Annotated in this window: 1 protein-coding gene; it reads left to right on the top strand. The window is 45.4% G+C overall.

Annotated features, from left to right (window positions below):
- The coding region (locus tag GTH32_RS19300; RefSeq protein ID WP_163088819.1) for a transposase at nucleotides 1–571 on the top strand (571 nt) is incomplete at both ends.

A 571-nucleotide genomic window follows, 5' to 3' on the forward strand; every position in this document is an offset into this window, starting at 1 on the left:
TATTAAGTGAAACACCCCTTATCTATGCATCTATCGGCCAACTATTTTGTGGTAGCACTTCACGCCCTGTTATCTCAATCGATTGGTCAGATTTAGATGACCGTAAAGCGCATTTTCTTTTACGCGCAGCAATATCTTTAAAAGGTAGGCCCATCACACTGTATCAAGAAGTGCACTGCAACAAGACGAAAGAGAAACCGGCTACGCACAAGACCTTCTTGAAGACGTTGCACGCGATATTACCTTCTCACTGTCAGCCCATTATCGTCACCGACGCAGGGTATAAATCGCCTTGGTTTAGAGAGGTTAAGGCGCTAGGATGGGACATTGTTGGGCGTATCCGCAAGCCACATTTTTACTCGCTTGATAGAGGAAATACGTGGCAATGTATTCGTCATCTTTACGCACAAGCAACCTGTCGACCGAAGCGTTTAGATAACAGCCAAATAGTAAGGAGCAACCCCTTTACCTGCACGCTAGTTCTGTTTAAACAGAAATCTAAAGGACGACATGCTTCAAATCCAGATGGTACACGCAAAGCCTCAAAGCGCTCAAAAGTGCATGCGCAAGG

Source organism: Alteromonas profundi, assembly GCF_010500865.1.
Lineage (GTDB): Bacteria > Pseudomonadota > Gammaproteobacteria > Enterobacterales > Alteromonadaceae > Alteromonas > Alteromonas profundi.